The sequence below is a fragment of the Salmonella sp. SAL00653 genome (assembly GCF_046552515.1).
Lineage (GTDB): Bacteria > Pseudomonadota > Gammaproteobacteria > Enterobacterales > Enterobacteriaceae > Salmonella > Salmonella enterica.
The window spans coordinates 21406-46394 of record NZ_JBGDTY010000008.1; the positions used below are offsets into that span (position 1 = coordinate 21406).

Consider the following 24989-nt stretch of genomic DNA (forward strand, 5'->3'; position numbering starts at 1 on the left):
TACTGTATAAAAAACCAGTTTATACTGTATTTAATTACAGTCATGGTTTTTCATACAGGAAAACAGCTATGTTGGCGCAACTGACCATCAGCAATTTTGCTATCGTTCGTGAGCTTGAGATCGATTTTCAGAGCGGAATGACCGTCATTACTGGTGAAACCGGCGCGGGTAAATCTATTGCGATTGATGCCCTGGGTCTGTGTCTGGGCGGTCGCGCTGAGGCCGATATGGTCCGTACCGGAGCGACCCGCGCCGATTTGTGTGCCCGCTTTGCGCTGAAAGACACGCCTGCGGCATTGCGCTGGCTGGAAGAAAACCAGCTTGAAGAAGGTCGCGAATGCTTACTTCGCCGCGTTATCAGCAGCGATGGTCGCTCACGGGGCTTTATTAACGGCACCGCTGTGCCCCTGTCTCAATTGCGCGAGCTCGGTCAGTTGCTGATTCAAATTCACGGTCAACATGCGCACCAGCAGCTTACCAAACCCGAACAGCAAAAATCGCTGCTGGATAGCTATGCCAACGAAGCCGCTTTAGCGCAACAGATGGCTGCTCGCTACCAATTATGGCATCAAAGCTGCCGCGATCTCGCCCATCACCAGCAACAAAGCCAGGAACGCGCCGCGCGCGCGGAACTGCTGCAATATCAGTTAAAAGAGTTGAACGACTTTAATCCGCAGGCCGGCGAATTCGAGCAAATTGACGAAGAGTACAAACGGCTGGCCAACAGCGGGCAGTTGCTTACGACCAGCCAGAACGCTCTGGCGCTACTCGCGGACGGCGAAGACGTTAACCTGCAAAGCCAGTTATATAGCGCAAAACAACTGGTTAGCGAGCTGGTGGGTATGGACAGCAAGCTTTCCGGCATCCTGGATATGCTGGAAGAAGCCACTATCCAACTCACCGAAGCCAGCGATGAATTACGCCACTATTGCGAGCGTCTGGATTTAGACCCCAATCGCCTGTTTGAGCTTGAACAGCGCATCGCTAAACAAATTTCGCTAGCGCGAAAACATCACGTCAGCCCGGAAGCGCTGCCGCAGCTTTATCAGTCACTGCTCGAAGAACAGCAGCAGCTCGACGATCAGGCCGATTCTCTGGAAACGCTGACTCTGGCGGTTAATAAGCATCACCAACAAGCGCTGGAAACGGCGCAAGCGCTGCATCAACAGCGTCAGTTTTACGCCCAGGAGCTGGGGCAGTTGATCACTGAAAGTATGCATTTACTTTCGATGCCGCACGGTCTGTTTACTATCGACGTGAAATTTGATGAGCATCATCTGAGCAACGACGGCGCCGATCGCGTGGAGTTTAAAGTGACGACAAACCCGGGTCAGCCGCTGCAGCCTATCGCTAAAGTCGCGTCTGGCGGTGAACTGTCGCGCATTGCGCTGGCTATTCAGGTGATTACCGCGCGCAAAATGGAAACGCCGGCGCTAATTTTTGACGAGGTCGATGTTGGCATCAGCGGCCCAACCGCCGCCGTGGTCGGTAAACTCCTGCGTCAGCTTGGCGAATCCACTCAGGTGATGTGTGTCACTCACCTGCCACAGGTAGCCGGGTGCGGTCACCAGCACTTCTTTGTCAGTAAAGAAACAGACGGGGCAATGACCGAAACCCATATGCAACCTTTGGATAAACGTGCGCGTTTACAGGAACTGGCCCGCCTGTTGGGAGGAAGTGAAGTTACGCGTAATACGCTGGCAAACGCAAAAGAACTGCTGGCGGCGTAAACTTTTTTATCTCCCGAAGGTCTGAGTTCACAACAAAAACGCCGTAAGACCCGACAGCAAAAGGTTTTAAAGTGATGAAAGGTCTATTATCATCGGCATATTAATATGAGCCACGTACTGCTCAGGCCCGAAAAGGAACCCAATCACTATGCGCTGTAAAACGCTGACTGCTGCCGCAGCAGTACTCCTGATGTTGACCGCAGGCTGTTCCACTCTGGAGCGAGTGGTTTACCGACCTGACATCAATCAGGGGAACTATCTTACACCTACGGATGTCGCCAAAGTGCGTGTTGGTATGACGCAACAACAGGTTGCGTATGCTTTAGGCACGCCGATGATGACCGATCCTTTTGGTACGAACACCTGGTTTTATGTCTTCCGCCAGCAGCCAGGACATGAGAACGTGACGCAGCAGACTCTGACGCTCACCTTTAACAGCAGCGGCGTGTTAACCAATATTGATAACAAACCGGCGTTGACGAAGTAATTTTGTGATACCGCCTGATGAGGTTACGTTCATCAGGCCTGCAAACCTCTCCCCCGCCATTTGGTACGAATTTGCCTGATGGCGCTACGTTTATCTGGCTTACAGGCACGCCTGTGCTTCAGGTGTGGTACGGCTTTCACACCGTTATCCGGCAAAAGAGGCTAATTATCTGCCAGCCGATTTTTCGGCACGCTGGCGGCGTAATGCTTTTGGATCGGCGATTAAGGGACGGTAAATTTCAACCCGATCGCCATCCTGCACCGTATCGGTGAGTTTTACCGGACGACTGTAGATACCTACTTTATTTTTCGCCAGATCGATATCCGTGCGCAATTCCAGCAAGCCGGAAGCGCGAATCGCCTCTTCGACCGTCGCGCCCTCCTCCAGCGTTACGCGCTGCAAATACTGCTTTTCCGGCAGCGCATAAGCCACTTCAACCACAAGTTTATCCGGCACGGTAAACCTCTTTGGCGCGAACCGTAAACGCCTGCACCATGTTGGACGCTAACTCTTTGAATATACGACCAAACGCCAGCTCAATGAGTTTATTGGTAAACTCAAAATCAAGCTGAAACTCAATGCGGCACGCCTCGGGGCTGAGCGGGGTAAATTTCCAGCCGCCGATCAGCTTTTTAAAGGGGCCATCCACCAGATGCATCAGAATACTCTGGTTACGCGTTAGCTGATTACGCGTCGTAAACGTCTTGCTGATACCCGCCTTCGACACGTCAACAGCCGCCGTCATCTGTGCTGGCGATGACTCCAGGACGCGACTACCAACACACCCAGGCAAAAACTGGGGATACGATTGCACGTCATTCACTAACTGATACATCTGTTCCGCACTGTAGGGGACTAAAGCAGTCCGACTAATCTGAGGCATAGCAATTCCCATCAACATAAATCGTGTAAATAATACCACTTATCAGCGAGTAAAAAAATGCTGTCCCCAACCGTCATGCCTTAATTGTGCGTGCATAGCCCAACTCATGCTAAGATAGATTTTTGCACCTCATCAGGACGTAATGGGGTGTTTTCGATATCAGATTACCTATGAATTCACGACACTTATGACGAAGAAAAAAGCACATAAACCGGGCTCAGCCACCATCGCGCTGAATAAGCGCGCCCGGCACGAATACTTTATCGAAGAAGAGTTCGAGGCTGGTCTCGCCCTGCAAGGCTGGGAAGTAAAATCTCTGCGCGCAGGAAAAGCCAATATCGGCGACAGTTACGTTATCCTCAAAGATGGCGAGGCCTGGCTGTTTGGCGCAAACTTTACGCCGATGGCGGTCGCCTCGACACATGTCGTATGCGACCCAACCCGAACCCGCAAACTGTTGTTAAATCAGCGTGAGCTTGATTCACTGTATGGCCGTATTAATCGTGAAGGTTATACTGTCGTCGCGCTTTCTCTGTACTGGAAAAATGCCTGGTGCAAAGTGAAGATCGGCGTGGCGAAAGGTAAAAAACAACATGATAAACGTTCCGATCTTAAAGAACGTGAGTGGCAACTGGATAAAGCACGCATTATGAAAAATGCAGGCCGATAATAGACATTTTTTGTGACCAGCTTCTCAGTATGAAGCTGGTCAATGTTCATATCTCATGCATGCCTCGAAAATATATTCTCTGTGTCTGACGCTTATCAATAGCAATAAATACCACAACAAGAATATATTCTTTGTTTAAAAAATTTTTATAGCCTAATAACACAATACTTCAAATGATTTTTATAAAATTTAATATTGCTGAATACCTTCACAAAAGGTATTGTTTTTATGTTAAAAAAGAAAAAGAAGATTAAATTAAAACTCATTATAAAACATAAAGATAAATAAAAAACCATCATGCGTTGTTAGCCTACCCCACCTCTCCTTAACACAAACTTCGTTATATTTCAGACGCACTAACACCTTTATCAATAGATCTTAATTTGCAGAAAGATTTTTTTCTGACTATATCATCTAATACGAAAGCACTAGTCAGGCACAAAAAACAAAGGGTTATTCGGCGAGAAAACCAGACCTTCACCTACGCTCATAAAAAAGAATATGGCGACGGAAATTCATCTCTCACGATGAACGGGAAGGCTCGTCTACGCATTTTGCCCTGAACGTCGTGCCCGTTAATTAATACACAGAGCAAATCCATCAGGAGCTAATTTATGCGTCTACTCGCCGTGGTTTCGAAATTGACTGGCGTCTCCACCACTGTGGAATCCTCAGCGGTCACTCTTAACGCCCCGTCAATTGTTAAATTATCAGTGGCCCGGGAGGAAATTAGTCAACTTACGCGCATTAATCAGGATCTGGTGGTGAGGCTCCATTCCGGCGAAACGATCACGATTAAAAACTTTTACGTTACCAACGATCTGGGCGCAAGCCAGTTAGTACTGGCAGAAAACGATGGCACGTTATGGTGGGTAGAAAATCCGCAAGCCGGGCTACATTTTGAACAAATCGCTGATATTAATGAGCTGCTGGTCACTTCCGGCGTTTCCCATGAAGCAGGCGGCGCCGTTTGGCCGTGGGTACTGGCTGGTGCGGTGGCGGCTGGCGGTATTGCCGCTATCGCGTCTTCCGGCGGCGGCGATTCCCACCATCATTCGGATGGCGATAATCCGCCCCCCGATAACACCAATCCTGACGGTAATCCCCCTGATAACAGCAATCCCGGCGGCAGTACCCCCAACGGCAATACTCCAGGTAGCAGTAATCCTGTAGATACTACCCCGCCTCTCGCTCCCGGCGAATTATTGATTTCAGCGGACGGAAAAACGGTGAGCGGCGAGGCCGAAGCGGGCAGTATCATTACCATCAAAGATCCCTCAGGTAACGTCGTTGGCGAGGGCAAAGCGGATAGCGACGGTAAATTTAGTATTGATCTGACAGCGCCACAGATTAGCGGCGAACAACTTACCGTGACCGCGACTGACGATGCCGGCAATACCGGCCCATCCGCAACCATCGATGCGCCCAACATTCCTCTCCCCGATACACCAGCTATCACCGCCGCTATCGATGATGCCGCTCCCCTCACCGGCACGCTGAGCAATAACCAGTTTACGAACGACAATACCCCCACTCTGGAGGGCACCGGCAGCGCAGGCACAGTCATCCATATTTACGCCAATGGTCAGGAAATAGGCTCAACAACGGTTGATAGCAGCGGAAAATGGCATTTTGCCATTACCAGCGCGCTAGCGGATGGGGAAAATCATTTCACCGCCATTGCGACTAACGTTAAAGGCGAAAGTAGCGAATCAGCCCGCTTTACGCTGACTATCGACACACTCAGCCCCGATGCCCCACGCGTTGAACTGATTGCCGATAACACCGGTTTGCTCACCGGGCCGCTACAGAATAATGACCGGACTGACGAGGCAAAACCGCTATTTTCCGGGCAGGGAGAGGCAGGCAATACCATCACGATTAAAGAAGGTTCAACCGTTATCGGCAGCGCTACCGTAGACGAAAATGGACGCTGGACCTTTACGCCGACTACGCCGTTAAGCGATGGCGAACATACCTTTACCGTCGAACAAAGCGACAAAGCCGGAAACACGAGCCGCGTGACGACAACGCCTACTATCATTGTGGACACCACACCGCCTGACGCCGCTATCATTGATAATGTTGCGAAAGACGGCACAACCGTTAGCGGCACCGCTGAAGCTGGCAGTACTGTGTCGATCTATGACCCGGCGGGAAATTACCTGGGCTCCACGATTACCGGAGAAAATAACCACTTCAGCATCACGCTGAATCCGGCTCAGACCCACGGCGAGCGTCTGGAAGCGCGTATTCAGGACGCCGTCGGTAACATCGGCCCCGCCACGGAGTTTACCGCTTCTGACTCACAGTATCCTGCCCAGCCGACTATCCTTACCGTGACAGATGACGCTGGCGTCGTTACCGGGCTGCTGAAAAATGGCGATGCCACAGATGATAACCGCCCAACCCTCAGCGGTACTGCTGAACCAGGCAGTACGATATCGATTAACGATAATGGCTTTCCTGTAGCGACCTTTCCGCCCATTGTCGCCGACGCTGACGGCAAATGGAGCTTTACCCCCTCGCTGGCGCTTGCCGATGGCGACCATGTCTTTACCGCTACCGCGACCAACGATCGCGGCACCAGCGGGCAGTCCGTCTCCTTTACCATTGATATCGACACGCAGCCGCCGGTGCTGGAAGGCCTGGCGGTTAGCGACGTCGGCGACAGACTCACCGGCACTACGGAAGCTGGCAGTACTGTGGTTATCAAAGACAGCCTGGGAAATACGCTCGGGAGTGGAACGGCAGGCGACGACGGTACCTTCTCAATAGGTATTAGCCCGGCGAAAATTAACGGCGAAACATTAAGCATTAGCGTTACCGATAAAGCCGCGAATAGCGGTCCGGTAGAAACGCTGAACGCGCCGGATAAAACTGCGCCTGCGGCACCGGACGGTCTTATCGTGGCGACCGACGGTCTGTCCGTAAGCGGTCAGGCGGAAGCCGGGGCAACGGTAACTATCCGCGACAGTAGCAACACCGTACTTGGCAGCGCCGTCGCTAATGGCAACGGACAATTTATCGTTCCGCTGAATACGGCGCAGACTAACGGCCAGGCGCTTATCGCTACCGCCACCGATGTCGCGAAAAACGAAAGCGCCGCCGCGACGGTTATCGCTCCGGACAGTACCGCGCCGGAAATGCCAAAAAACGTGGTAATTAGTGAGGATGGCACCAGTATCAGCGGCACCGCCGAACCGGGTAGCGCCATCACGATCGCCACGCCGGACGGCAAGCCGCTTGGCAGCGGCAAAGCAGATGGCGAAGGTCATTTTACCCTTCCCCTCCTCCCCGCACAGACCAACGGCGAACAGGTTACCGTCACCGCCACCGACAGCGCCAACAACGTCAGCCCGCCAACCACAGCGCAAGCGCCCGATATCACCGCCCCGGATAAGCCCATTATCACTCAGGTGCTGGACGATGTTGAAAGCTTCACCGGGCCGCTGGTTAACGGACAAACCACCAACGACAACCGTCCCACCCTTAGCGGTACGGCGGAGGCCGGCGCGCGTGTCGAAGTCTTTGATAACGGCGTTTCGCTGGGACTCGCCACGCTACAGCCCAACGGTGCCTGGACGTTTACGCCGTCGCAAAATTTAGGTGAAGGCGCGCATCGACTGACCGTAATCGCAACCGACGCTAAAGGCAATGCCAGTCAGGCCGCGTCATTCGACCTAGTGGTCGATACGCAATCGCCGCAGCAACCGGTAATCACCTTCATTACAGATGATGCGCCGGGTATTCTCGGTAGCGTCGCGCATCTGGGGCTCACTAACGACAGCACGCCAACGATTAATGGTACAGGTGAACCGGGTTCCACAGTACACCTGTATCAGAATGGCGCCCGGATAGCAGATATTATCGTCGGTAATTCCGGCGTCTGGAGCTACGCTTACACTACGGCCTCGCCACTGGCGGACGACACCTACACCTTTACCGTGACGGCCAGCGACAGTAACGGCAACACCACGCCTTTTTCGACCGATTTTACGATTACCATTGATACCCAGGCCCCTGCCGCCCCCGGCGTTATCGGCGTAGCTGACGGCGACGGAAATACGATTGATACCAATCAGATTACCCAGGAATCCCAGCCCCGGTTGAGCGGTAGCGGCACCGCAGGCGACATAATCATCCTTTACGATAATGGCAATGCCATAGGTCAGGCGCTGGTCGGCACGGACGGGTGCTGGCAGTTTACGCCGCCTGCCGCTCTGGGCGACGGCGACCACCATCTGACCGCTCGCGCCAACGATCCGGCGGGGAACGAAAGTCCCGAATCCCTCAGCTTTACCCTACGCATCGATACCCAGGCGCCGGATGCGCCGCAGATCGTGTCAGCCGCCATCACCGGCGGAGAAGGCGAGGTGCTACTGGCAAACGGCAGTATTACCAATCAGCGTATGCCGACCCTCAGCGGCACCGGCGAACCCGGCGCCATCATCACCCTGTACAATAACGGCGTAGAACTGGCTACCGTCCAGGTCAATCCACAGGGTAGCTGGACCTATCCGCTAACCCGTAATCTGAGCGAAGGATTAAACATCCTGACGGCCACCGCCACGGATGCCGCAGACAATAGTAGCCCCACCTCCGGCGTTTTCTCCGTTACCCTTGATACCCAGCCTCCAGCGCAGCCTGACGCGCCGCTGATCAGCGATAACGTCGCGCCGGTTATCGGCAACATCGGCAATAATGGCGCAACGAACGATACCACGCCGACCTTCAGCGGCACGGGAGAGATCGGCAGCACGATAATTCTCTACAATAATGGCAGTGAAATTGGTCGCACAACGGTAGGCGATAACGGTAGCTGGAACTTTACGCCTGCGGCACTGACGCCAGAAACCTATACCATTACCGTCACGGAAACCGATAGAGCGGGCAATATCAGTCCACCTTCCGCCTCAGTCACTTTTACGCTAGACACCACTGCGCCCGCCAATCCGGTTATCACTTTTGCCGAAGATAACGTCGGCGAAGTCCAGGATACTATTGTCAGCGGCGCAACCACTGACGACAATACACCGGTCATTCACGGCACTGGCGACATCGGCAGCATTATTACGCTCTATAATGGCAGCAGCGTTTTAGGCGTAGTCACCGTCGATGAGACCGGCACCTGGACGCTAGCGGTGACCAGCGCGCTGCCGGATGGCGTCTACACCCTGACTGCCATTGCCGCCGATGCCGCCGGAAACAGCAGCGGCGTATCGAACAGCTTTACCTTCACCGTCGACACCGTTCCGTTACAGCCGCCCGTCGTCAATGAAATCCTTGACGATGTTGCGCCAGTGACCGGGCCATTAACCGATGGCGCCTTTACTAACGATCGGACGCTGACTATTAACGGCAGCGGCGAAAACGGCAGCACCGTCACGATTTACGACAATGGCGTGGCAATAGGGACGGCGCTCGTTACCGACGGGGTCTGGACATTCAATACGTCCGAATTGTCAGAAGCCAGCCATGCGCTAACCTTCAGCGCGACTGACGATGCTGGAAATACCACGGCGCAAACCCAACCGATCACCATTACTGTGGATATCACCGCCCCGCCCGCGCCAACAGTCCAGACGGTGGACGACGATGGCACGCGCGTCGCCGGACTTGCCGATCCTTACGCTACCGTTGAAATTCACCATGCCGATGGCACCCTGGTCGGCAGCGCTGTCGCTAATGGCACCGGTGAATTCGTCGTTACGCTCAGTCCGGCGCAAACCGATGGCGGTACGCTGACGGCAATTGCTATCGATCGCGCGGGGAATAACGGCCCGGCTACGAATTTTCCCGCTTCCGACAGCGGTCTGCCCGCCGTCCCGGCTATCACGGCGATTGAAGATGATGTCGGGAGCGTACAGGGGAATATTGCGGCGGGCGGCGCCACGGACGACACCACGCCGACGCTGCGCGGCACCACGGATATCGGCTCTACCGTTGAAGTTTTCATTGATGGCGATTCGGCAGGCCTTGCCACCGTTGACGCCAGCGGGAACTGGATCTTTGAGATCGCGACGCCATTAAGCGAAAGCACACATTACTTCACCGTCCAGGCAACCAATGCGAATGGCCCGGGCGGCCTGTCCGCACCGGTCGGGATCACTGTCGATCTTAGCGCGCCGGCGCAACCGGTTATTACCAGCGCAACGGATGATGTCCCCGGCATGACCGGTACGCTGGATAACGGCGCGCTCACCTGATTCACGCCCGACGCTCAACGGAACGGGAGAAGCAGGCGCCACGATCCGCATTCTGGATAACGGCGTAGAAATCGGTTCCGCCACGGTAGATCAAAGCGGCAACTGGCGCTTCACCCCGAACGCGCCGCTGGAGAGCATCGCACACATCTTTACCGCCGTGGCGACCGATCCCGCTGGCAATAGCGGCCAGCCTTCGGACGGCTTTACGCTGAACATTGACGCGCTGGCGCCAGATGTGCCGGTTATCACCTCCGTGATTGACGATAACAATCAACCGACCGTTCCGGTGTTACCGGGGCAATCCACCGACGATCGGCAGCCAATACTGAACGGAACTGGCGAACCTGGCGCGACAATTACCATTTTTGATAACGGTACGCCGCTTGGCACGGCTCAGGTAGGCGAAAACGGTAGCTGGACCTTCCCGGTGCCCCGCAATTTGTCAGAGGGAAGCCATAATCTGACGGTTAGCGCTACCGATCCGGCGGGCAATACCAGCGCGGTCTCCGCGCCGTGGACGATCGTGGTCGATATTACGCCTCCGGCGATTCCGGTTCTCACCTCCGTCGTGGATGACCAGCCCGGTATTACCGGCAACCTAGTTAGCGGGCAGCTAACGAACGATGCGACGCCCACCCTGAACGGGCGCGGAGAGGCTGGCGCGACGATTAATGTCTATCTTGACGGTAATCCCGCGTCCATCGGTACCACGACGGTGAATAGCGACGGCACGTGGAGTTTCACGCCGCAGACGCCGCTTGCAAACGGTAGCCACACGTTCACCCTTAGCGCCACCGATCCGGCGGGTAATAGCAGCGCGGTGTCCAGTGGATTTGTGCTGACGATTGACGCCACACCGCCCGCCGCGCCGGTTATCGCCAGCGTGGCAGATAATACGGCGCCAGTAACGGGCATCGTCCCCAACGGCGGCTCGACGAACGAAACCCGACCAACACTCTCGGGTACCGGTGAGGCGGGTGCAACCAACTCGATTTATAATGGCAGCGCGCTGGTCGGCACGGCGCAAGTTCAGGCCAACGGTAGTTGGAGCTTTATACCGTCTACCTCGCTGGGCGCGGGCATCTGGAACCTGACGGCGACAGCAACCGATGCGGCAGGCAACACCAGCGCCGCGTCCGAAATACGCTCGTTTACTATTGATACCACGGCTCCCGCCGCGCCTGTTATTGATACGGTCTACGACGGTACGGGCCCCATTACCGGCAATCTGAGTTCAGGGCAGATCACAGACGAGGCGCGCCCTGTCATTAGCGGCACCCGTGAAGCCAACACAGCTATTCGTCTCTACGATAACGGCACGCTGCTGGCTGAAATTCCCGCCGACAATAGCAGTAGCTGGCGCTATACGCCTGATGCCTCTCTGGCGACGGGCAACCATGTAATTACCGTCATTGCCGTTGATGCCGCAGGCAACGCCAGTCCCGTTTCAGACAGCGTTAATTTCGTCGTCGATACCACGCCGCCGCTGACGCCAGTAATCACATCAGTCAGTGACGATCAGGCGCCAGGCCTCGGCACGATCGCGAACGGCCAAAATACCAACGATCCTACGCCAACCTTCAGCGGCACCGCAGAAGCCGGCGCCACGATTACGCTCTATGAAAATGGTACGGTCATTGGCACGACAACGGCTCAGCCTGACGGCGCGTGGAGCGTCTCCACCTCAACGCTGGCAAGCGGAACGCACGTCATCACCGCCGTCGCCACCGATGCCGCAGGAAACAGCAGCCCGAACAGTACGGCTTTCACCCTGACGGTCGATACCACCGCGCCGCAAACGCCGATCCTGACGTCCGTAGTGGATGACGTCGCAGGCGGGGTCACAGGAAATCTCGCTAATGGTCAGATAACCAATGATAACCGCCCCACGCTGAACGGCACTGCCGAAGCGGGCAGCGTGGTCAGTATCTATGATGGCGACACTCTGCTTGGCGTCACCTCGGCTAACGCGAGCGGCGCGTGGAGCTTCACGCCGACGACAGGGTTAAACGACGGCACGCGCACATTAACAGTGACCGCCACCGACCCGGCAGGCAACGTTAGCCCGGCCACCAGCGGGTTTACTATCGTGGTCGATACCCTTGCGCCAACGGTTCCGCTTATAACCAGCATCGTTGATGATGTCCCGAACAACACCGGCGCCATTGGCAATGGACAATCGACCAACGACACACAGCCGACGCTCAACGGTACTGCGGAAGCCAACAGCGCGGTAAGCATCTTCGATAATGGCGCGCTGGTCGCGACCGTGAACGCCAATGCCAGCGGCAACTGGAGCTGGACGCCAACCGCCGCGCTCGGCCAGGGAGGTCACGCCTATAGCGTTAGCGCCGCCGATGCGGCTGGTAACGTTAGCGCCGCTTCGCCATCGATAACGATTATCGTGGATACCATTGCGCCCGGCGCGCCCGGCAACCTGGTCATCAATGCTACCGGTAATCGGGTGACGGGCACCGCGGAAGCAGGCAGTACAGTGACGATTACCTCTGATACTGGTGTGGTACTGGGAACCGCCACCGCCGACGGTACAGGCAGCTTCACCGCCACACTCACGCCCGCGCAGACCAATGGTCAGCCGCTACTGGCATTTGCCCAGGATAAAGCAGGCAACACTGGCATTGCCGCCGGATTTAGCGCGCCCGATACGCGCGTGCCGGAAGCGCCGATCATCACCAACGTAGTGGATGATGTGGGTATTTATACCGGCGCTATCGCCAACGGTCAGGTCACTAATGACGCCCAACCCACATTGAATGGTACCGCTCAGGCGGGCGCCACGGTGAGCATTTATAACAACGGGGCGCTGCTCGGCACCACCACGGCGAACGCCAGCGGAAACTGGAGCTTTACCCCGACAGGCAATTTGACCGAAGGCAGCCACGCCTTCACCGCCACCGCGACTAACGCCAACGGAACAGGCAGTGTATCCACCGCCGCGACGGTGATTGTCGATACGCTGGCGCCCGGTACGCCGTCAGGTACGCTCAGCGCCGATGGCGGTTCACTTTCCGGGCAGGCAGAGGCAAACAGCACCGTAACCGTCACGCTGGCGGGCGGTGTGACGCTCACCACCACCGCCGGCAGCAACGGCGCATGGTCTCTCACCTTGCCGACAAAACAAATTGAAGGTCAACTCATTAACGTGACGGCCACTGACGCTGCGGGTAACGCCTCCGGCGCGTTAGGCATTACTGCGCCGGTTCTGCCGCTGGCGGCAAGGGATAACATCACCAGTCTTGATCTGACCTCTACCGCCGTCACCAGTACGCAAAACTATTCGGATTACGGCCTGCTGCTGGTTGGCGCGCTTGGCAATGTCGCCTCGGTTTTGGGTAACGATACCGCTCAGGTTGAGTTCACCATTGCTGAAGGTGGTACGGGCGACGTCACCATCGATGCCGCCGCAACGGGAATCGTGCTTTCGCTGCTCAGCACTCAGGAGATTGTGGTACAGCGCTACGACACCAGCCTCGGCGCCTGGACGACGATCGTCAACACCGCCGTTGGCGACTTCGCGAATTTGCTTACCCTGACCGGGAGCGGCGTTACCCTGAACCTGAGCGGACTGGGCGAAGGCCAGTACCGGGTACTCACTTATAACACCAGTCTGCTCGCCACCGGGTCATATACCAGCCTGGATGTCGATGTACACCAGACCAGCGCAGGTATTATTAGCGGGCCAACCATCAGTACCGGCAACGTCATGGCTGATGATACCGCGCCGACGGGCACCACGGTCACCGCCATCACCAACGCCAACGGCGTCAGTACGCCGGTCGGCGCGGGTGGCGTGGATATCCAGGGACAATACGGCACGCTGCACATTAATCAGGATGGCAGTTACACCTACACGCTGACTAAGCCCACGGCGGGATACGGACATAAAGAGAGCTTCACCTACACCATCACCCAGAATGGCGTCGGTAGCAGCGCCGCGCAACTGGTTATTAATTTGGGTCCCGCGCCTGTACCGGGCAGTGTGATAGCGACAGACAATAACGCCTCTCTGGTCTTTGATACTCATGTTAGCTACGTCAACAACGGTCCCTCGACACAAAGCGGCGTCACGGTATTAAGCGTCGGACTTGGTAATGTACTGAACGCGAATCTGCTTGATGATATGACTAATCCGATCATCTTTAACGTTGAAGAAGGCGCTACGCGAACCATGACGTTACAGGGAACCGTCGGCGGCGTCTCACTGGTTTCCACGTTCGATCTGTACGTTTATCGCTTCAACGATGCCATTCAGCAATATGAGCAGTTCCGGGTGGAAAAAGGCTGGATTAACACCCTGTTGTTAGCCGGACAGTCCCAGCCGCTGACCCTGACGTTGCCTGGCGGCGAATACTTGTTCGTGCTGAATACCGCCAGCGGCATTAGCGTCCTCACAGGCTATACGTTGGCGATTTCCCAGAACCACACCTATGCCGTTGACAGTATCACCGCCAACACCACCGGCAACGTACTGACCAATGATGTCGCCCCTACGGACGCCCTCCTCACTGAAGTAAACGGCGTGGCGATTGCGGCGACCGGCACGACGGAGGTAAACGGGCTGTATGGCTCGCTCATCATTGACGCAAGAGGCAACTATACCTACACGCTGAAGAACGGCGTCGGCGCCGACAGCATTAAAACGCCGGACAGCTTTATCTATACGGTCAAAGCGCCAAACGGCGATACCGATACGGCCTCGCTCAATATCACGCCAACCGCCAGGGCGCTGGATGCGATTAATGATGTCAGCGATACCCTTAGCGTCGCCACGCTTCAGGATACCGCTGCCTAGCTGGACTCCAGCGTCGGCAGCGCCAGTTGGGGGCTACTCGGCAAATCGGGCAGCGGGAGCGGCACCTTTGACGTTGCAACGGGCACCGTACTTAAAGGCGCGTCACTGGTTTTTGATGTCTCCACGCTCATTACGCTGGGCAATCTGAATATTAGCTGGGCCATTCAGGAGAACGGGACCGTCATACGCAACGGAACCGTTCCGGTGGCGAATATCACGCTGGGCAGCGCGACGGTGACCGTTAACCTGAGCGGCCTGGAGCTGGATGCCGGAACGTACACGCTTAACTTTACCGGCACCAATACCCTGGCCGGGGCGGCGACGATCACGCCACGCGTCATCGGCACCACCGTCGATCTGGATAATTTTGAAACGTCCGGAACGCATACCGTTCTCGGCAATATTTTTGACGGCAGCGACGCGGCGGGGGCGATGGATCAGCTTAATACGGTGAATACCCGCCTGAGCATTAGCGGGTATAACGGCAGCGCCGCCACGCTGGACGCCGCGGCGAATGCCACCAGCGCCACGATTCAGGGACATTACGGCACATTGCAAATTAACCTTGATGGCGCTTACACCTACACCCTGAATAATGGCGTCGCGATGTCATCCATCACCAGTAAAGAGGTCTTTACCTATCAACTGGATGACAAGATGGGTCATACGGATAGCGCCACATTGACCATTGATATGGCGCCACAAATCGTCAGTACCAACCAAAACGATGTTCTCATCGGCTCCGCCTATGGCGATACGCTGATTTACCACCTGTTAAACGGCGCGGACGCGACCGGCGGCAACAGCGCCGATCGCTGGCAAAACTTCTCCACCGCGCAGGGCGACAAGATCGATATCCACGAACTGCTGACCGGCTGGGATCACCAGGCGGCGACGCTGGGTAACTTTGTTCAGGTTCATACCAGCGGCGCCAATACGGTGATATCCGTCGATCGCGACGGCGCCGGCAGCGCGTTTAAATCAACCGACCTTGTCACTCTGGAGAATGTGCAGCTCACGCTAAATGATCTGTTGCAGAACAACCACCTGATAACCGGCGGTTGATAAAAAAGCCCCGAACGCCACGACGTTCGGGGCAACAAGCGGTGATATTTAAAAGGGATAAACTATGGGAAGAGTCGCGCCTGTCGCCATCGTACTGGCATTTGCTTTGTTTCATCACCAGCCCCGGGGCGCAGAAGCGCCGCCAATGATTACATCCGAAGGATTAGCAACGGACCAGATGCTTCCTTCGCTGGATGGCTCCGCCGCTGAGTTGCCGCTCAGCGCCGCCGCGCCGGGCAACCTGACGCTCAATGACGCGGTCAATCGCGCCGTTAACTGGCATCCTTCTATTCGCGAAGCCATCGGCAAACTGCTCGCACAGAATGAACAAATAGAGGTCGCCAAATCGAAATATTATCCGCAAGTCAGCGCTGGCGTGAACAATGGGTACAGCAATACCTACACCGATCACGGGTATAGCCCCTCGCTGGTGCTGTCGGTATCGCAAATGCTTTATGACTTCGGCAAAGTGGCAAGCCAGGTTCGCGCCGAAACCGCAGGCGCAGCGCAGCAACAGGCCAATGTGTTGCTCAGTATTGATACCGTCGCGCACGAAACCGCCAACGCCATTGTACAAACGCAGAGCTGGCAGCAAATGGTAGAAGCGGCGGAAGAACAGCTCGTCGCGCTGGACAGCATCGGTAAACTTATCCGGCAGCGCAGCGATGAAGGCGCTACGTCGCTATCTGACGTGGTGCAAACCGAAGCCAGAATCGAATCCGCCCGCTCGCAACTGGCGCAGTATCAGGCCAATCTCGACAGTGCGAAAGCCTCACTGATGAGCTGGCTGGGCTGGAATTCGCTTAACGGCATCAATAATGACTTCCCGGCGAAACTTGCTCGCAGCTGTGAGACGGCGACTCCCGACGATCGACTGGTGCCCGCGGTACTGGCCGCCTGGGCGCAGGCCAACGTTGCGCGGGCGAATCTGGACTATGCCAGCGCGCAAATGACGCCGACGATTTCGCTCGAACCTTCTGTACAACATTATCTTAATGATAAATATCCCAGTCATGAAGTGCTGGATAAAACCCAGTATTCCACCTGGGTAAAAGTTGAGATGCCGCTTTATCAGGGCGGAGGGCTGACTGCCCGACGCAACGCCGCCAGCCATGCGGTAGACGCGGCTCAGTCGACCATTCAGCGCACCCGGCTTGATGTCCGCCAGAAACTGATGGAGGCGCGCAGCCAGGCAATGAGTCTTGCCAGCGCGTTACAAATCCTTCGTCGGCAACAGCAGCTTAGCGAACGCACGCGCGAACTGTATCAGCAACAATACCTTGACCTCGGTTCCCGCCCGCTGCTCGACGTGCTTAATGCGGAGCAGGAAGTTTACCAGGCGCGTTTTGCCGAACTGCAAACGGAAAGCCAGTTGCATCAGTTGCAACTGAACTGTCTGTATAACACCGGCGCGCTTCGTCAGGCGTTCGCGTTAAATCATCGCAGCATTCAATCCGTGGAGATCCAGCCATGACCCGCGCCGCCCCCGATGTAGAAGAGGTACTCAGTGAGCGCGCGCTAAGCCAATGGGCGCAGGCCATCAGCCATGTCGCCGGTCATTATCGCGTTGCCTGTTCTCCCGGTTCAATTCAGGCCAACGCCCCGTGGTTTAGGGGTAAAAGCAGAACGACCGCCTTAACGCAGCTCGCGCGGCAGGCGGGTTTATCCTTTCATGCGCCGGACATAGACAAAACGGCATTTAGTCAGTGGCGATTGCCGTTGGTTGTCGAGCTCCGGGACGGGCAGTTATTGGTCATCGAACATGTTAATGGCGAAGATGCGGTAGACGTTTTTGTGATTGAAGAAGAGGGTCAGCGTAACCTCCTGACGCTCAGCGAGTTATTGCCGGAGATCCTCTATGTTGCCGCGCTACGCCCGCTATCGGCGCTCAAGGATAGCCGCGTCGACCGCTATATCTCCCGCTTTAAACCTGACTGGATGCGCGAGCTGGTTCTGCAGGATATTCGCCCTTATTTACCGGTAATGGTCGCCGCCTTTCTGATTAACGTGCTGTCGCTGGCCGGGATTGTGTTCTCTATGCAGGTTTACGATCGGGTGATCCCCGCTCAGTCATATCCTACCCTGTACGTTCTCTCCTTCGGCGTGCTGGTAGCGGTGCTGTTCGGTTTTCTGCTGCGTGAAGCGCGTACGCACATTATGGACGTGCTCGGTAAACGCGCCGATATGCGCATTTCCGATCGGGTATTCGGTCATGCGTTAAGGCTGCGCAACAGCGCTATTCCCCGTTCCACAGGCAGTTTTATCTCGCAGTTACGCGAACTGGAGCAGATCCGCGAGATGATTACCTCTTCAACGCTGGCGACCATTGTCGATCTGCCTTTCTTTTTCCTGTTTATGATAGTCTTGGCGATTATTGCCCCACCGCTGGCATGGATAGCGCCCGTGGCGGCTCTGCTGATGATCCTGCCGGGCGTCGCACTGCAAAAAAAACTGGCTGTCCTCGCCAACCAGGCCGCCCACGAAGCGACGCTACGCAATGCAGTCTTGGTCGAAAGCGTTCAGGGGCTGGAAGATATTAAACTGATGCAGGCGGAGAACCGCTTTCTTCAGCAGTGGAATAGCTATATCCGTATTACCGGCGAGTCGGGTCTACGCACCCGCAAACTCACGCAAGGGCTTATCAGTTGGGGGATGTCGGTACAAAGTCTGGTGTATGCCGCAGTGATTATGTTCGGCGCGCCGATGGTTATTGAAGGCAGTATGACTACCGGCGCCGTGGTCGCCGCGTCGATGCTCGGCTCGCGGATGATCGCGCCAATGGCTAACCTGTGCGGCGTGCTGGCGCGCTGGCAGCAGGTGAAAGCGGCGAAGATGGGTCTCGACAACATTATGCAACTGCCCACCGAGACACAGCATGACGATAGCCTGATACACCGCGACATCCTCCACGGGCATTACCTCTTTGAAAACGCTCAGTTTCGTTACCATAACGACGATCAACGCATACCGCTGCGCCTCGTGCGTCTGGAGATCATGCCAGGCGAGCGGATTGCGATACTGGGGCGTAACGGCGCGGGTAAATCCACACTTTTACAGGCGATGGCGGGCGGCCTGGAGATGATTCAGGGAGATGCCCGGCTTGATAATCTCAGCTTGTCGCACATCGATATGGCGGATTTACGCCGCAACATCGGCTTTCTTAGCCAGAACGCGCGGCTTTTCTTCGGCACCCTACGAGAGAACCTGACGCTCGGCGCGCCGCACGCCAACGATGAACAGATTTTTGACGCGCTCGAAGTCAGCGGCGGCGCCGTCTTCGTCAGGCGGCTGGCAAAAGGGTTGGATCATCCCATTATGGAGGGTGGTAACGGCCTGTCCGGCGGGCAGCGTCAGTCCCTGTTGCTGGCGAGAATGCTGCTGCGCTCCCCCAATATTGTGCTACTTGACGAACCCAGCGCCTCGCTGGACGAGCATACGGAACGAGAGTTTATTCAGCGGTTACATCAGTGGCTTGGCAATCGAACCCTGGTCGTCGCGACGCACCGGGTACCAATACTGGAGCTGGTTGAGCGTGTCGTTGTCCTGAAAGAAGGACAACTGGTGATGGATGCGCCAAAAGCGCAGGCGCTTAACGCGGATCGGATGCAAAGTCACCGTCGGGAGTGGAAAAATGAAAATCAATCAGCATGATGCCGCGATGGACGATCCCGATATTCAGCGTGAACGGGCGTTTTCCGGCGCGGGTCGTATTGTTCTGATCTGCTCACTGTTATTTCTCATTCTCGGCATCTGGGCGTGGTTTGGCCGACTGGATGAGGTTTCCACCGGCAACGGGAAAGTGATCCCCAGTTCACGCGAACAGGTTCTGCAGTCGCTGGATGGCGGCATTCTGGCGCAGTTGACGGTGCGGGAAGGCGACAGAGTTCAGGCTAACCAGATTGTCGCCCGGCTTGATCCGACGCGTCTGGCGTCCAATGTTGGTGAAAGTGCGGCAAAATATCGCGCTTCACTCGCCTCCAGCGCACGGTTAACCGCGGAAGTCAACGACTTACCTCTCGCCTTCCCCGCTGAGCTGAACGGCTGGCCGGATCTGATTGCCGCAGAGACGCGTCTCTATAAAAGCCGCCGCGCGCAGCTGTCCGATACCGAAGCCAAGCTACGGGATGCGCTGGCGTCGGTTAATAAAGAGCTGGCCATTACCCAGCGTCTGGAGAAAAGCGGCGCGGCCAGTCATGTTGAAGTGCTACGCCTGCAACGACAAAAAAGCGATTTAGGCTTAAAAATTACCGATCTGCGCTCACAATATTATGTGCAGGCACGCGAAGCGTTATCGAAAGCGAACGCTGAAGTCGATATGCTCTCCGCCATTTTAAAAGGACGCGAGGATTCCGTCACCCGCCTCACCGTGCGTTCGCCGGTACGCGGCATTGTTAAAAATATCCAGGTCACGACGATTGGCGGCGTGATCCCGCCTAACGGCGAGATGATGGAGATAGTGCCGGTAGACGATCGTCTGCTGATTGAAACCCGCCTTTCGCCGCGTGATATCGCCTTTATTCATCCCGGCCAACGCGCATTGGTTAAAATTACCGCTTATGATTACGCCATTTACGGCGGGCTTGACGGCGTGGTGGAGACCATTTCACCGGACACCATTCAGGATAAAGTGAAACCGGAAATTTTCTACTATCGCGTGTTTATCCGCACCCACCAGGACTATCTACAAAATAAATCAGGACGCCGTTTTTCGATTGTTCCAGGCATGATCGCCACGGTGGATATCAAAACCGGTGAAAAAACCATTGTCGACTATTTAATCAAACCGTTTAATCGCGCGAAAGAAGCGCTGCGCGAGCGGTAAATCGTTGAAGATAAGAAGATACGGGGGCTGGTCACGCGTGTCACAAGTCTGTTATACTTACCTTACACATTGGGGCTGATTCTGGATTCGACGGGATTTGCGAAACCCAAGGTGCATGCCGAGGGGCGGTTGGCCTCGTAAAAAGCCGCAAAAAAATAGTCGCAAACGACGAAAACTACGCTTTAGCAGCTTAATAACCTGCTTAGAGCCCTCTCTCCCTAGCCTCCGCTCTTAGGACAGGGATCAAGAGAGGTCAAACCCAAAAGAGATCGCGCGGATGCCCTGCCTGGGGTTGAAGCGTTAAAACGAATCAGGCTAGTCTGGTAGTGGCGTGTCCGTCCGCAGGTGCCAGGCGAATGTAAAGACTGACTAAGCATGTAGTACCGAGGATGTAGGAATTTCGGACGCGGGTTCAACTCCCGCCAGCTCCACCAAATATAACGGCCTGATTCTCTTGGAGTTTCAGGCCGTTTCTCTTTGGGCGTGTGGCACAACTGTGACTCAGGAGTGTACCATATGCCATCAAACAGCATCCCCCATTACCTCTATAAGCGTAACCACACCTGGTGGTTCAGGAAGCGTTTTGAAGTGGTTTACTGAATTTGGCCACCTGAACAGAGGTGATATGCTCACCTCAGAACATTACAGGTGCCTCAATGAAAAAAAGAAATTTCAGTGCAGAGTTTAAACGCGAATCCGCTCAACTGGTCCTTGATCAGAACTACACCGTTGCAGCTGCGGCCAGTGCTATGGATGTGGGCCTTTCTACCATGACGCGATGGGTAAAGCAGTTGCGGGATGAACGACAGGGCAAAATACCTAAAGCCTCCCCTATAACCCCGGAACAAATTGAAATACGTGAGCTGAAGAAAAAGCTACAACGCATTGAAATGGAAAACGACATATTAAAAAAGGCTACCGCGCTCTTGATGTCAGACTCCCTGAACAGTTCTCGTTAATCGGGAAACTCAGAGCGCAGTATCCTGTGGTCACACTCTGCCACGTGTTCGGGGTTCATCGAAGCAACTATAAATACTGGGAAAAAAGCCCCGAAAAGCCAGATGGCAGGCGAGCTGTGTTACGTAATCAGGTTCTGGAACTGCATAACATCAGCCATGGCTCTGCTGGTGCAAGAAGCATCGCGATTATGGCAACCATGAGAGGTTTCAGAATGGGACGCTGGCTTGCCGGCAGGCTCATGAAAGAACTGGGGCTGGTGAGTTGTCAGCAGCCTACCCACCGGTATAAACGTGGTGGTCATGAACACATCGTTATCCCGAATCGCCTTGAGCGACAGTTCGCAGTGACAGAACCTAACCAGGTGTGGTGCGGTGATGTGACATATATCTGGACAGGCAAGCGTTGGGCTTACCTGGCAGTTGTTCTCGATCTGTTCGCAAGGAAACCGGTGGGCTGGGCAATGTCATTCTCGCCGGACAGCAGGCTGACCATCAAAGCGCTGGGAATGGCGTGGGAAGCTCGCGGTAAACCAGCCGAAGTGATGTTCCACAGTGACCAGGGTAGCCACTATACAAGCAGACAGTTCCGGCAGTTACTGTGGCGTTGCCGGATCAGGCAGAGTATGAGCCGACGAGGAAACTGTTGGGACAACAGCCCGATGGAACGCTTCTTCAGAAGTCTGAAAAACGAGTGGGTGCCAGTGACTGGTTATACAAACTTTAGCGAAGCTGCTCATGCGATTACAAACTATATCGTCGGGTATTACAGCTCGTTAAGGCCGCATGACTATAACGGTGGATTACTCCCAAACGAATCGGAAAACCGATACTGGAAAAACTCTAAAGCCGTGGCCAGTTTTAGTTGACCACTTCATCCTCTGCTCTATTGCTAACCACATGAATATGATCATAAAATATCCCCGCTAGTACCTAGGAGAGAGCTCCTCGCAAAAGCTTGATGGTCTGCTTGTCAGCCATCGTGGAGGCTTCGGCCTCTATTCTCTCCCCACACGACGCATGCCACACGTTCTCAATGTTCCAACGTTACGATGCTAACGCATCACCAACGCTCTGGTACTTGCTGTAACAGTTGGGATTGCCGGATTGTGGCGAGGGGACGTCACACAGTGACGTCGAATACTGGGGTTAATTGCTGAACATCTCTTATTCCTGTCAGTTCAGGCGAGGCCGGTAACCATAGTGGTGACCGGGAACTGAGAAGGAGATGTAATTATGAGTCGTAAGACACGTAAACGTCGAAAGACAAATACAAGTCGAAAGACACGTAAAAAATACCAGGCTAGTGTTCAGCAAACGTTTTGTGTGAAGGAAAGACTAAAGAAATACTCCAAAGATGCCGGTAATCTCTTGTTTACCTTAGTTATCAGCGAAGTGATTTCTGCTGTTTTTCATTCTGAAGCTGTTGCCTCCATCTTTGCATCCATCAAGGGATTCCTGTAATGGAGGCTATAATGGATAGGAACAACAACGATGAAAAGCACAAAACGTACCCCTAGTCTTCAAAGTCCCCCAAAGATTTATCCCCTGAATCAATCGCCTCTATTCAAGCTTAAAAATAAAAGAAAATTACTTGAAATCATAGGGCTATCCAAGAAACAAGCAGACAAGCTAATGCTTGACTCAGCGTACAAAGAATTTGTAAATGATGCCGGAAGGACAATACAGGAACCAATTGCTCAGCTCAAAGCGGTTCATAGGAAAATCGGCGTTTTATTGAGCAGAATCGAACTACCTCCATATCTTCACTCTGGTCGGAAGAAGCATTCAACACTTACTAATGTAGAATCACATAAGCTAGCAACTGAACTTCTGAAACTCGACATTCATAAGTTTTTCCCCTCGACTAGGGCTGCAAAGGTCTACAAGGCATTTGTAGAAAAATTTGAGATGTCACCTGATGTAGCTTATATCATGACCAATCTCTCAACCTTTGCAGGAAAAGTGCCCACAGGCAGTCCGATAAGCATGGCTATGGCGTTTTGGGCCAATAAAGACATGTTCGACGAGCTTAGCAACCTTGCGGCCTCAAACAGCTTAGTATTTACGGCATATGTTGACGATGTGGCGTTCTCTGGTTCGAAAATCCCAAAAGGATTTGCCGCCCAAGCTAAAAAATGTATTCGTTCCCATGGACTCACCTCTAAAGACAAAAAAGAGCGATTTTATCCGTCATCAGAGGGAAAGCTGCTTACGGGGATAGTCATTCAGGATGGGGAACTTAAGGTACGTTGGGCACATAACGATTCAATAGGAAAAGAATTCGCTACTTTGGCTGAAGCAAAAGACAACGCTACAAAAATAATCCATCTAGAAAAGCTAGCAGGTAAACTGCATGCAGCCGGTCAAGTTGACTTCAGACAAAAAGATAGAGCTCGTTTTTTTACACAGCAGCTCAAAGCCACAAAAAAGCGCTCAGAACAAGGTACTTAAAACAGCAAGTAGACTAAAAGTAATTATCGTGCCATACAAGGAAAATGATATGTTGTATCACGTTGTTATTGAAAAGAAACCAGTAAAAACTGGCAAAGATGGTGCTGAAGAAAACAAAACAGATCTCACCAAAGAGCAGCTGATTGCTCGCTTCATAGAACCTTACGAGCTAGGCAACCCAATTACAGTAAACGGCACGACTATTCAAACATCAGAAATAAACAGATTAACTGTTAAGGCTACTGAAGCCAGCATTGAATCTTTCATACCTGCGATAGAAGCAGAAGATCGAAATTCAAGTGTGATTATGTTTGGCGGACCGTCTTACCTAGAACGTGCGATATATCGAGCTCCTGATGTAACTGATGAATTCATCACTGGTCCCGCTGGCAGCAAAAAACCGATCGCATCAAAAAAACCAAATAAATCAACAACAAATACAAAGTCTGACAAAGTTTTCATTGTTCACGGGCATGATGATGCAGCGAAGATCAAGACTGCTCGTTTTGTAGAACAATTGGATTACAAAGCTATTATTCTGCATGAACAAGCAAGCTCTGGTAGAACCATAATAGAGAAAATCGAGCAGTTTACTGATGTGGGATTTGCTGTTGTGCTATACACGCCGGACGATATAGGCAATGCCAAAGACAATGCAGACGACCTACAGTTAAGAGCCCGTCAAAACGTTGTTTTCGAACATGGTTTTTTGATAGGTAAGTTAGGAAGAGATCGTGTAGTAGCTTTGGTTGATGGAGCAATAGAACTTCCGAATGATATTAGTGGGGTCGTCTACATAAAAATGGACGAGGCAAACGCATGGCATCTTCAGTTAGCCAAAGAAATGAAACAAGCTGGTTTTAACATTGATATGAACAAGCTTGTGTAACCACTTGAAAA

The 24989-nt window shown here is 54.1% G+C and carries 12 protein-coding genes, 1 other RNA gene and 1 pseudogene; 12 read left to right on the top strand and 2 right to left on the bottom strand.

The features are described from left to right. Positions 1 to 68: 68 nt before the first annotated feature. Entirely contained in the window at positions 69 to 1730 is a 1662-nt protein-coding gene (gene recN, locus ACLJRU_RS11055) for a DNA repair protein RecN (protein ID WP_000880965.1), read from the top strand. A gap of 148 nt (positions 1731 to 1878) precedes the next feature. After that, a complete protein-coding gene (bamE, locus tag ACLJRU_RS11060) occupies positions 1879 to 2217 on the top strand; it encodes an outer membrane protein assembly factor BamE (protein WP_001203445.1) in 339 nt (112 codons plus the stop codon). A 165-nt stretch (positions 2218 to 2382) separates the two neighbouring features. On the opposite strand, the gene ACLJRU_RS11065 is transcribed toward bamE, so the two are convergent. Together ACLJRU_RS11065 and ACLJRU_RS11070 are read right to left on the bottom strand one after the other, a co-directional pair. Further along, positions 2383 to 2673 carry an RnfH family protein gene (locus ACLJRU_RS11065; RefSeq protein ID WP_001112990.1) on the bottom strand — a complete coding sequence of 97 codons (291 nt, stop codon included), beginning with the start codon at positions 2671 to 2673 and terminating at the stop codon, positions 2383 to 2385. Then, complete coding sequence (locus ACLJRU_RS11070) at positions 2663 to 3100, bottom strand: type II toxin-antitoxin system RatA family toxin (protein ID WP_001537508.1); 438 nt, start codon at positions 3098 to 3100, stop codon at positions 2663 to 2665. The genes ACLJRU_RS11065 and ACLJRU_RS11070 overlap by 11 nt, the downstream gene beginning before the upstream one ends. A gap of 187 nt (positions 3101 to 3287) precedes the next feature. On the opposite strand from ACLJRU_RS11070, the gene smpB reads away from it, so the two are divergent. The 10 genes and pseudogenes from smpB to ACLJRU_RS11120 all read left to right on the top strand — a co-directional run bounded on the left by smpB (position 3288) and on the right by ACLJRU_RS11120 (position 24978). After that, a complete protein-coding gene (gene smpB, locus ACLJRU_RS11075; RefSeq protein ID WP_001518569.1) occupies positions 3288 to 3770 on the top strand; it encodes an SsrA-binding protein SmpB in 483 nt (160 codons plus the stop codon). Positions 3771 to 4384: 614 nt separating this feature from the next. After that, positions 4385 to 15857 (top strand): annotated as a pseudogene (gene bapA, locus ACLJRU_RS11080) (biofilm-associated protein BapA). A 64-nt stretch (positions 15858 to 15921) separates the two neighbouring features. Further along, positions 15922 to 17331: a TolC family outer membrane protein gene (locus ACLJRU_RS11085; RefSeq protein ID WP_000533858.1), complete on the top strand. Its 1410-nt coding sequence runs from the start codon at positions 15922 to 15924 to the stop codon at positions 17329 to 17331. After that, a complete protein-coding gene (locus ACLJRU_RS11090) occupies positions 17328 to 19508 on the top strand; it encodes a type I secretion system permease/ATPase (protein WP_001540719.1) in 2181 nt (726 codons plus the stop codon). Before ACLJRU_RS11085 ends, ACLJRU_RS11090 begins: the two co-directional genes overlap by 4 nt. Positions 19509 to 19515: 7 nt before the next feature. Then, the gene (locus ACLJRU_RS11095; protein WP_077916206.1) at positions 19516 to 20679 is read left to right on the top strand and encodes an HlyD family type I secretion periplasmic adaptor subunit; all 1164 of its coding nucleotides are present in this window, start codon (positions 19516 to 19518) and stop codon (positions 20677 to 20679) included. Between the two features lie 71 nt (positions 20680 to 20750). Further along, positions 20751 to 21113: a transfer-messenger RNA gene (gene ssrA / locus ACLJRU_RS11100) on the top strand. Between the two features lie 222 nt (positions 21114 to 21335). Then, a protein-coding gene (locus tag ACLJRU_RS11105; protein ID WP_110161805.1) for an IS3 family transposase occupies positions 21336 to 22504 on the top strand; the annotation gives its coding sequence in 2 pieces (ribosomal slippage) (positions 21336 to 21585 and positions 21585 to 22504; 1170 coding nt in all). Between the two features lie 367 nt (positions 22505 to 22871). Then, positions 22872 to 23099, top strand: a complete 228-nt coding sequence (locus ACLJRU_RS11110; protein WP_000088415.1) for a hypothetical protein — start codon at positions 22872 to 22874, stop codon at positions 23097 to 23099. 30 nt (positions 23100 to 23129) lie between these two features. Then, positions 23130 to 24089, top strand: coding sequence for a reverse transcriptase family protein (locus ACLJRU_RS11115; protein ID WP_000843207.1), 960 nt, complete (start codon positions 23130 to 23132; stop codon positions 24087 to 24089). Then, positions 23992 to 24978 (top strand): TIR domain-containing protein, encoded by a 987-nt coding sequence (locus ACLJRU_RS11120; RefSeq protein WP_001540728.1) that lies wholly within the window; start codon positions 23992 to 23994, stop codon positions 24976 to 24978. The genes ACLJRU_RS11115 and ACLJRU_RS11120 overlap by 98 nt, the downstream gene beginning before the upstream one ends. Positions 24979 to 24989 lie beyond the last annotated feature (11 nt).

Excerpts from the sequence above, each read along its gene's own strand:
- smpB (WP_001518569.1), top strand. The coding sequence starts at position 3,288 with ATGACGAAGAAAAAAGCACATAAACCGGGCTCAGCCACCATCGCGCTG.
- ACLJRU_RS11095 (WP_077916206.1), top strand. The coding sequence starts at position 19,516 with ATGGACGATCCCGATATTCAGCGTGAACGGGCGTTTTCCGGCGCGGGT.
- ACLJRU_RS11120 (WP_001540728.1), top strand. The coding sequence starts at position 23,992 with ATGCAGCCGGTCAAGTTGACTTCAGACAAAAAGATAGAGCTCGTTTTT.
- ACLJRU_RS11115 (WP_000843207.1), top strand. The coding sequence starts at position 23,130 with ATGAAAAGCACAAAACGTACCCCTAGTCTTCAAAGTCCCCCAAAGATT.
- recN (WP_000880965.1), top strand. The coding sequence starts at position 69 with ATGTTGGCGCAACTGACCATCAGCAATTTTGCTATCGTTCGTGAGCTT.
- ACLJRU_RS11090 (WP_001540719.1), top strand. The coding sequence starts at position 17,328 with ATGACCCGCGCCGCCCCCGATGTAGAAGAGGTACTCAGTGAGCGCGCG.
- bamE (WP_001203445.1), top strand. The coding sequence starts at position 1,879 with ATGCGCTGTAAAACGCTGACTGCTGCCGCAGCAGTACTCCTGATGTTG.
- ACLJRU_RS11110 (WP_000088415.1), top strand. The coding sequence starts at position 22,872 with ATGAGTCGTAAGACACGTAAACGTCGAAAGACAAATACAAGTCGAAAG.
- ACLJRU_RS11085 (WP_000533858.1), top strand. The coding sequence starts at position 15,922 with ATGGGAAGAGTCGCGCCTGTCGCCATCGTACTGGCATTTGCTTTGTTT.
- ACLJRU_RS11070 (WP_001537508.1), bottom strand. The coding sequence starts at position 3,100 with ATGCCTCAGATTAGTCGGACTGCTTTAGTCCCCTACAGTGCGGAACAG.